Consider the following 8,269-nt stretch of genomic DNA (forward strand, 5'->3'; position numbering starts at 1 on the left):
ATACGTGCACAGCAGCCTGGGATACAGGAGTCCGGAGGAGTTCGAGGCCCTTTACTCCCAGCAAGTTCTTAAGGAAGCAATGTGAAATCTCTAAACTCATTTTACCTCAAATCTGTCTTGACAAATGGGTCGCACTACACTAAATAGACCTAGGTATGCAATGGATATTATAAATTCCATCCTGCAAAGAGCCCCTAGGCTAAAACCTATGCTTGATTTCGAACACCTTATCTTAAACATTGAAGCTGCCATTAAATATTATGCTGAGAATGAAATTGACAGTTACAATTTACAACAAGGTTCAATGAAGCAAATGGTCACTGTTTATAAACTGATGGGTAAAGACCAAAAAGTAAAAGAAGCCAAGATAAGAATTGCGGAGTCTTTTATTGAAGAAGCCGAATGGAAAAAAGAAAATTATCCAAGTGGAAATTCCGTTGCAGCAACCTTCTACGAAAAAGCTCTTCATGCATACATGGACATTGGTGGTTTTAAGACTAAAGTTGAGGAGTTAAAGAATAAAATCAAAGAAGCTCATGCGGCGGCCTTTGAAAAAGAATTTCGAATGACGAAGATCCCTATCGAAGTTGATAAGAAAATAATAGATTCACACCGAGAAAGGTATAAAGGCCGCAGCACACTTGAAGTATTTCATTTATTAATCACAGACCCCAATCTTATACCCTCGTTTGAGGGCGCAAAAAAGGCTACTGTTGAACACGCAAAGAAATATGTACTGATGCACTTAGTTAGTCAATCCGTAATCAGAAAAAATATCCGTGTAAAAACCTACGAAACTGATGATGATAGGTTTTACTTTTTTACATTGCAAAATTTCATGTTGGATTATCAGTTCAAAGCAAAGTTTTTCCTTGTGAATGCATACTGCGCCCTGAAAGAAGAACATCCAAATTGGGTTGCCGAGATGATCAAATATCTTAAAACTCTACCTCTTGTCAAAAAAAACAGACTTAAGTTAATTGAAAAGGGGTTAAGTGCCTTTGAAAGAGAAGATTATATCTCTGCAATTCACATTCTTGTATTTCAAATAGAGGGAATTCTAAGAGATACGGTGGAGGGGTTACGAATAGCACCATTTTCATACCACCGGGGAGAAATGAGAATAAAAAAATTATGGGATATCTTGGAAATATTACAGAAAGTTGAAGGAATAGATAAAGATATATTAATGCTAGTAAGGACTTCATTAGTGGATATCGGCGGTGAGAATCTCCGAAACGATTTAGCTCACGGCATTTTAGATTATGATGAATTTACAGGCTTGAGAGCACTTATTTTGATTTACATTCTTTTAAAGATTACGCCATATGACATTATTAGGAAAGAGAAACCTGAATCTGACGTAAAACAATAATAATTGAAGAGATTAATTGATAACCCTGAGTTACGTTATTCTTGAAGAACTCTCAATGAAGCCCCCCTCTCCCCCATTAATTAACCAACCCTTACTTATCTTCTTTCATTGTGTATAGGTTTGTATAACCGCGGCCCTTTTTAGCTCCGGGTATACGTGTGATGAGCCCTATGTCGCAAAGCTTTGCCAGCGCGCGGCGGATGGTCTTTTCGGAAAGGTTTTTCTTGTCCTTGTGCGCAAGCATCAAATCGCCTACGGTCAGCGTTGTCCAGCTGAACTTGAACGACGCAAGCGCTATGCGTTGAAGCTTTGTCAGCATCGGCAAGGCTTCGTCCACTTTTGGTAGATTCGTCAGTTCTCCCATGACCGATTGTACCCGCCATCCTGACTCGCGCCATTAAAACCTGACCACTCCCCCCTGAGTGGGGGAGGATGAAGGTGGGGGGAACTACTCCCCCTCCCTTCAGAGCTCCTCTAGAGCGCCGCCCTCACCACCAGGGGAGGGAGCTTCATTTAATGCCCCCTCCCCCCTGCGTGGGGGAGGATGAAGGTGGGGGGGAACTACTCCCCCTCCCTTCAGAGCTCTTCTAGAGCGCCGCCCTCACCACCAGGGGAGGGATGATTTCCAGGGTTCCCAATAAAGTTGCCCTGCAACTTTATTGGGTATGTCATCTTGACAACGGGCACTTTCTGGCTAAAGTTACAAGGGATGAGTTTCATATTACTGCTTATGCAAACGACCCTAGGGGGCGCCGACTACAAACCCTCCACCCTGCTGGTGCCGCCTTACCGATACACCATGGGCTACAACCGCGCAAACCGGTTTTACCTTTCATTGTATCTTGGCGGAACGTTCCATTTCAAGAACCCGCAGGGCTTAACTTCCTCTCTTCTCAAGATGTTCGATGATTCCACCACCATCCGTGATGACGGCAACGTTACGCTTGTTGCCGTGCACTCTGGCGCCGCAGAGATAATCTACAACGTGAAGTTCGAACGCCTGGCGCGCTACGGCAAGCCCGGCTCGGGCGATGGCGAATTCTTGAACCCCCTGGGCGTCGCCATGACTGCTGACGCCGACATCTACGTTGCCGATGCTGGCAACAACCGCGTGGTCCGCCTCAAGATGAATCCCGACGGCAACATCAGCTGGAAGGGCGCCATAGGCTCGGGCTTCAGCCACCCCTCGGACGTGGCTTGCGACTCGAAGGGCAACCTCTACGTGGCGGATGAGGAAAACAACCGCGTTGTCGTGTTGTCTCCAGAAGGAGCGGTGGTTTCGACATGGGAGCGCAAGCTTTTCAGACCGTCCGCAATAGCCGTAATCGACCGCGCAGACCCAGCAAACGATAACAAGGATAATTTCGTCATAGTTATAGACAGCCGCAAGAAAAGGGTGTCGATGTTCGATACCTACGGCGACTTGAAAGCGCAGGTTACCAATAAGGATATGGGTTACGAAAACACCGAGTTCGCTTACGCGGCCATAGACCGCTCGGGAAGCGTTTACGTGACCGACTCCTACAACCATCAGGTTCACAAGTTCGACCGCAAGCTTCATTATATAATAAGCATAGGCCGCGAAGGGAGTGACGATTATGAGTTTTATTCGCCAAGGGGCATCGCCATACACCGCCCAACAGGCCAGACGTTCATCGCCGAGGCCGAGGGCGGGCAGTACTACTTCATCGGCGCGGACGGGTTCATCGCCGGCTGCTACCCCAACCCCGTGCCGGTTGACAAGGGAGCGACCATCTCAATATACCTCACCGAGACCTCGACCATCGAGGTTTCCATTTACGACGAACAGGGATTCATCGTGCGCAAGCTCGCACCCCAGTATAAACAGCCAATCGGCGAGGCGTTAATAGCATGGGACGCAAGAAACGACAAGGGCGAACAGGTAGCGCCCGGTCGATACGTGATAAAGGCCGTTCTGACGCCTGCCAACCTTTCGGGAAGATTCTTCAAGAAGGAACTGGAAACAACCGTAAGATGCGTTTCTTCATAATCTTATCTCTGATGCTGGCCCTTTCGGGACCCTCCACCCTATCGGCTGCGCTTACGGATATAGGCGCCGATTTCGAGGATTACAGGGAAAGCCCGGCAACCGCTGCAGTGGGCAGTTGCGGTCTCGGCCTGGGGCTTGACCCTGCGGCCTGGAACTACAATCCTGCTGCCGGGGTGGACGCCGGCTCAGGCGTTCTCCTGAAGCACACATCCGCCTTCGACGACAATGCCCGCGTGATAAGCGACCTTTTATCTGCGAGCTACAAGACCGGGTTCGGCGGCATCGGACTTACGGTACTGCGAAACGGCGCAGGCTCCATCTCCTTCACGAGCCTTCCGGACTCCACAAGACCTCCGGGACCAGACAACAGGCCAAGGGTGGATTCGGTCGTTACGGCGTCCGACTGGCTCGGACAGGCATCAGTGGCGTTCAATTTGAAGCGCCTCTCCCTGGGCTCTAACGTTAATTTCATATACAGAGACCTTGTAGCGGCGACTGCCATAGGGTTCGGTGCGGACGTGGGCATTCGGTACGCTTTCGACTGGGGCCTTTCGCTTGCGGCAAGGGTAAAGAACGCATTCACGACTCCGGTCTTCTGGAGCACGGACTCGGTAGACCTTCTTTCGCCGAGAGCGGCTATTGGAGCGATGCAGGAGCTAAGGTTTGCAGGCCAGAAGCTCAGGCTCTATCTTGAGAGCGAGGCAAGCCTTTCGGGAATAGACACATTTGAAACCCGCATCGGTCCCGTATATTTGAGGCCAAGGGGAGGTCTCGAGTTCGTAATCAAGGACATAATAGCGCTTCGGGCGGGTCGCTCGGACTACGGATGGAGCGTCGGCGTGGGAGGAAAGTACAAGGGCTTCTTCATAGACTACTGCTACAGGGGTCACGACAGGGGGCTAGGCGGAACCCACCTGGTGGCGGCGGGATATACGTTCTAGACGCGGGAATGAGGTAGGCCGGGAAAATGCAGGGGCCAAGACGCGAAAGGCGCAGGCGATTGCGGGGACGAACAACATTAAAAAGTACGACTAAACATTGAAAACCGATCTTGAACAGGGATCGAATCATCTAAGACACATTTAATGAAAGGAGCAAAATGAAGATACGGATGATCGCGCTGCAATTGATTCTTATTTCATCGGTCGCAATGGCGGCAGATATTAATTCAGTGCTTAAGTCGGCAAGAAGAATGTGCGTCAACGACTCGGTGCCCCAAGCCCTTGCGATGCTTGAGGCCAAGGCAAAGGAACAGTGGACCGACCGCGAGAAGCTTCTCTTGCATACGGAGAAGGGCGACATATTGCTTTACTACGCAAGACTTCCGCTTGAGGCTTCAAAGGTTTATGCCGACCTTGCGGAATCCAAGCCTCCAAAGGACCTTGCGGGCGGCATATATTACCGTCTGGGAAGGGCGTATGAGAGGGCGGAGAAGTTCACGGACGCCGCAAAGTCGTACGAGAAGGTAGTGACGGAGTATCCTGATTCGCCTTTCAACGCCGCGGCTCTTTCGGCCATAGAAAGGACGTTCGTCAAGAACTACGAAGTGAAGGCAGCAGAGGTAGACGGATACCCGGTAAGCCAGCTGGAGGTGGAGGATATTATAGCGAAGCTTTCGCCTGAGGAGCAGGAGAAGGCTTCGACGCCTGAGGGACGCAAGGAGCTGCTGGAGAGAATCATCTACGAGAGACTTCTCAAGCTCGCGGCCGAGCGCCAGTATGCCCCGAAGGATTCGACAAAAGTAACCGTTCACCTGAGCTGCAAGACCTGCAGACCTAAGGACGTCATGATTCCCGGACACATGTCGAATCTTGCGCTCGAGAAACGAATCTACGAGAGCTCGAAAAGCCTTCTGCTCAGGCGTCTTTATGCAATAGAGGTCACCGAAAAACTCACCTTCACGGACAAGGAAAAGAGACGCTACTACAAAGACAACATCGAGAAGTTTACGAATCCCGCGCTGTATACGGTTCGCGAGATTGTCCTTGATTCATCCGGGCTCTACCTTGATACCATTAAACAGGCGCTGGCATCGGGCATGAGCTTCGATTCGTGCGCAAAGCTGTATTCGATTTCACAAAGCAAGTCCCGCGGAGGTTCGCTGGGCGAAAGGCCAGCGCATGCGCTTCCACAGGAGATTGCAGCAGTGGTCGACACGCTTAAGCCCGGCTCTCCGAGCGCTCCGTATAAGACACAAAGGGGTTGGGAGATAACGCTGGTCGAGTCCAAGCAGGCATCGAAAGTCAATCCGTACGAGGGTGTCGAAAAGAACGTAGAGGATTTAATGAAGCGCGACAAGATAAGGAGCCTGAGCGAAGACGCTGTTGCCCGCTTCCGCAAGCAAGCAGGCGTAGACTCGGTTCCGAACGGCGATACGCTCGCCCAAGTCGCAGGCCGGCTCATCCTCAAGGCCGATCTTGACGGATACATAGACGATTTGAGCCAGCGCATGCCAATCAATAAAGAGGATACCGCTATCGTGAAGCAGGCTCTCCTGCAGATGATAACGGACAGGGTGTTCGACCACGCACTCGCGGACGCTAAACTTTTTCTTGAGGACTCCCTTTCGGTGAGGAACGAATCAGACAGGATACAGCTCATTGTCAATTCATATCTCGCAGACGAAGTAGATTCGAAAACCAAGCCGACTGATGAACAGATTGCCGAATACTACAGCAAGCACAAGAAGGATTTCTTCCAGCCTGTAAAGGTAAGCGTTCGAGAGATGCTTGTAACCTCGGACGACACCTTGAAGATTGTCCAGAAGCTTCTCTCCGCAGGCGCGCCGTTCGACTCGCTCGCCAGGACTTACTCCGCAGCCGATTCCAAGTCCAGAGGCGGATACGTTGGATTCATCGAGGAAGGCAAGAGCGCCAAGCCTTACGAGCGCCAGGCTCTTAAGCTGAAGGAGAACGCAGTAACAAGACCCGTAAAGACCGACGAAGGCTACTGGCTCGTCAAATGCGAGTCCAGGCAGGAGGCCCGCCAGCCAACGCTCGATGATTCCCGCTACCAGATAAACTCGCTTCTTGCCAACCAGAAGAAGGACGAGCTGGAAAAGGCGCTTAAGGAAAGGCTCATGTCCGGAGCCGAGATAACCATCACCCAGGCAGGACCCGAGCCTTCGCCCACGCTCGAGATTACGCCCGTGCCTCCGGTTAATGATACAGAGAACCCTCCAGAGGATAACAACTAGAGGTCTGTTTCCGAGGTCATATGGACGAGGCGAAACCAAGTGACAGGCTGAACGACAAGTTGAGCGACAAGCTCTCGGGAGCGTGCCCGGAGGTGATAGTAGCCAGCATGCGCGATTTGCGTCCCAGGAGCGGGAAAGGCTCCGTCTGCCCCTTCTGCAAGGGTTCCGAGCAGATGACGCCTCCGGCGCTTTACGCACTGCCGGATGCCTCGGACTGGCAGATAAGGGTTTTTGCAAATCTCTACCCCTTCTTTTCAGCTGACCCTGATAGCGCTAGCTACGGCGTGCATGAGGTTATCGTGGAGACACAGCGCCACGACGCAACGCTCGAAAGCCTGACCGTGAAGGAGATAGCAAGGGTATTTGGCGCGATAAAGGCGAGGATGCAGCATCACAAGGAAAACGAGCGGCTTAAGGTCATCTTCGCATTCCGCAACCAGGGCTCGCTGGGCGGAGCATCCCTCGAGCACCCGCATACCCAGCTCGTCGGAATGTCGTGGGCGCCTCCAAGGATCGCTGCAGAGCACACGGGGTTCCTGGAGATGGCCGAAAAGGGCGAATGCCCCTGCTGCCTTTCTGCGAACGATCCCCTGATTGCGGCTGAGGAGCAGTCGTTCAGGGCGTTCTCGCCCCGGGTTCCGAGATTCCCGCGGGAGATATGGCTGGCTCCCGTTCGCCACGAGCCGTCTTTTACAGAACTCAAGCCCGAAGCGATTGACGATCTCGCATCGCTGCTAAAAAAGGTCCTACTGGGTCTTTCCGCCATTTTCAAGAATGCTCATAGACCTGAAGCCGCAAGGTCCCCGAAAGAGCCTGAAACGTCCTTTCAAGGATTCGATTACAACCTTGTGCTCCATACGGAACCGCTGGAAGACCAGTCCGGAACCTTTCACATGCACATCGAGATTCTGCCGCGCATGCATGCAATAGCCGGCTTCGAGATAGGTTCGGGAACGATGGTTAACCCCGTTGCGGCGGAGGATGCGGCTACAGCGCTCAGGGAGACGATGGCTCAGCGTGCTTGACACGAGGCTTGCGGCAAGTAATATTACACCTTGTTTCCGAAAGGAGACTTTTTCGCGGGAGTAGCTCAGCGGTAGAGCATCACCTTGCCAAGGTGGGGGTCGCGGGTTCAAATCCCGTCTCCCGCTTTGATACCCCAGAAAGTTACTGCATAACTTTCTGGGGACCCCTCAATAATAATCAAGGCGCGGTGGCATTTTAATATACCGGATTCATCCGGAGGGTAGCGGCTGGAAGCCGCATTGGTCGAACGAGCGCTCGAAGCACAGACGAGCGCTGGAAGCGCATGAGTTCGGCAGACCGATTTCAGACCCTGGTGTCTGACACGCTGAGAGCGTGTCTCTCCATTTCAAACCAGTCATTGCGAGTGTCGTTGCGAGCGACCGAAGCAATCGCCTTGCACTCTGGATAATACCGATGTTTGAGATACAGCCTCATTTAGGCTGTTGGTCGCTGCCTTTGATTTGAATTAATCTGCTTAAGCGGAGCTTAAGACCATGCGGCCTCTGGCCGCTCGCTCAGTGATGACGTTGGTGTGAAAGGGGCCGGAGAAAATAATTGTCTTTGCGAGACGGCTCCCAGCCGGCGAAGCAATCTATTCCTGAAGGGAATGTACCGATGGTTTACCCCTCCCTGGTGGAGCGGGATTGAGGGGGCGGGGACC

The 8,269-nt window shown here is 51.9% G+C and carries 6 protein-coding genes and 1 tRNA gene; 6 read left to right on the plus strand and 1 reads right to left on the minus strand.

The window, feature by feature from the left end:
* The first annotated feature begins 208 nt into the window (after positions 1–208).
* Positions 209–1,375, plus strand: a complete 1,167-nt coding sequence (locus GX441_07230) for a DUF4209 domain-containing protein (protein ID NLI98434.1) — start codon at positions 209–211, stop codon at positions 1,373–1,375.
* A gap of 91 nt (positions 1,376–1,466) precedes the next feature.
* Here the strand turns inward: GX441_07230 and GX441_07235 are convergent, their stop codons facing one another.
* Positions 1,467–1,739, minus strand: a complete 273-nt coding sequence (locus GX441_07235; protein NLI98435.1) for a hypothetical protein — start codon at positions 1,737–1,739, stop codon at positions 1,467–1,469.
* A 345-nt stretch (positions 1,740–2,084) separates the two neighbouring features.
* Here GX441_07235 and GX441_07240 point away from each other — a divergent pair, with 345 nt between their 5' ends.
* The 5 genes from GX441_07240 (at position 2,085) to GX441_07260 (ending at position 7,733) form a co-directional block, all read left to right on the plus strand.
* Positions 2,085–3,386, plus strand: coding sequence for a hypothetical protein (locus GX441_07240; GenBank protein ID NLI98436.1), 1,302 nt, complete (start codon positions 2,085–2,087; stop codon positions 3,384–3,386).
* A gap of 11 nt (positions 3,387–3,397) precedes the next feature.
* Complete coding sequence (locus GX441_07245) at positions 3,398–4,327, plus strand: hypothetical protein (protein ID NLI98437.1); 930 nt, start codon at positions 3,398–3,400, stop codon at positions 4,325–4,327.
* Positions 4,328–4,485: 158 nt separating this feature from the next.
* Positions 4,486–6,582: a tetratricopeptide repeat protein gene (locus GX441_07250; protein NLI98438.1), complete on the plus strand. Its 2,097-nt coding sequence runs from the start codon at positions 4,486–4,488 to the stop codon at positions 6,580–6,582.
* Between the two features lie 20 nt (positions 6,583–6,602).
* Positions 6,603–7,607, plus strand: coding sequence for a hypothetical protein (locus GX441_07255; protein ID NLI98439.1), 1,005 nt, complete (start codon positions 6,603–6,605; stop codon positions 7,605–7,607).
* 54 nt (positions 7,608–7,661) lie between these two features.
* Positions 7,662–7,733: transfer RNA gene (locus GX441_07260), tRNA-Gly, on the plus strand.
* Positions 7,734–8,269: the final 536 nt, after the last annotated feature.

Source organism: bacterium (genome assembly GCA_012517375.1).
GTDB lineage: Bacteria > Hydrothermota > Tepidihabitantia > B3-TA06 > B3-TA06 > JAAYVC01.

Excerpts from the sequence above, each read along its gene's own strand:
- GX441_07235 (NLI98435.1), bottom strand. The coding sequence starts at position 1,739 with ATGGGAGAACTGACGAATCTACCAAAAGTGGACGAAGCCTTGCCGATG.
- GX441_07230 (NLI98434.1), top strand. The coding sequence starts at position 209 with ATGCTTGATTTCGAACACCTTATCTTAAACATTGAAGCTGCCATTAAA.
- GX441_07255 (NLI98439.1), top strand. The coding sequence starts at position 6,603 with ATGGACGAGGCGAAACCAAGTGACAGGCTGAACGACAAGTTGAGCGAC.
- GX441_07250 (NLI98438.1), top strand. The coding sequence starts at position 4,486 with ATGAAGATACGGATGATCGCGCTGCAATTGATTCTTATTTCATCGGTC.
- GX441_07245 (NLI98437.1), top strand. The coding sequence starts at position 3,398 with ATGCTGGCCCTTTCGGGACCCTCCACCCTATCGGCTGCGCTTACGGAT.
- GX441_07240 (NLI98436.1), top strand. The coding sequence starts at position 2,085 with ATGAGTTTCATATTACTGCTTATGCAAACGACCCTAGGGGGCGCCGAC.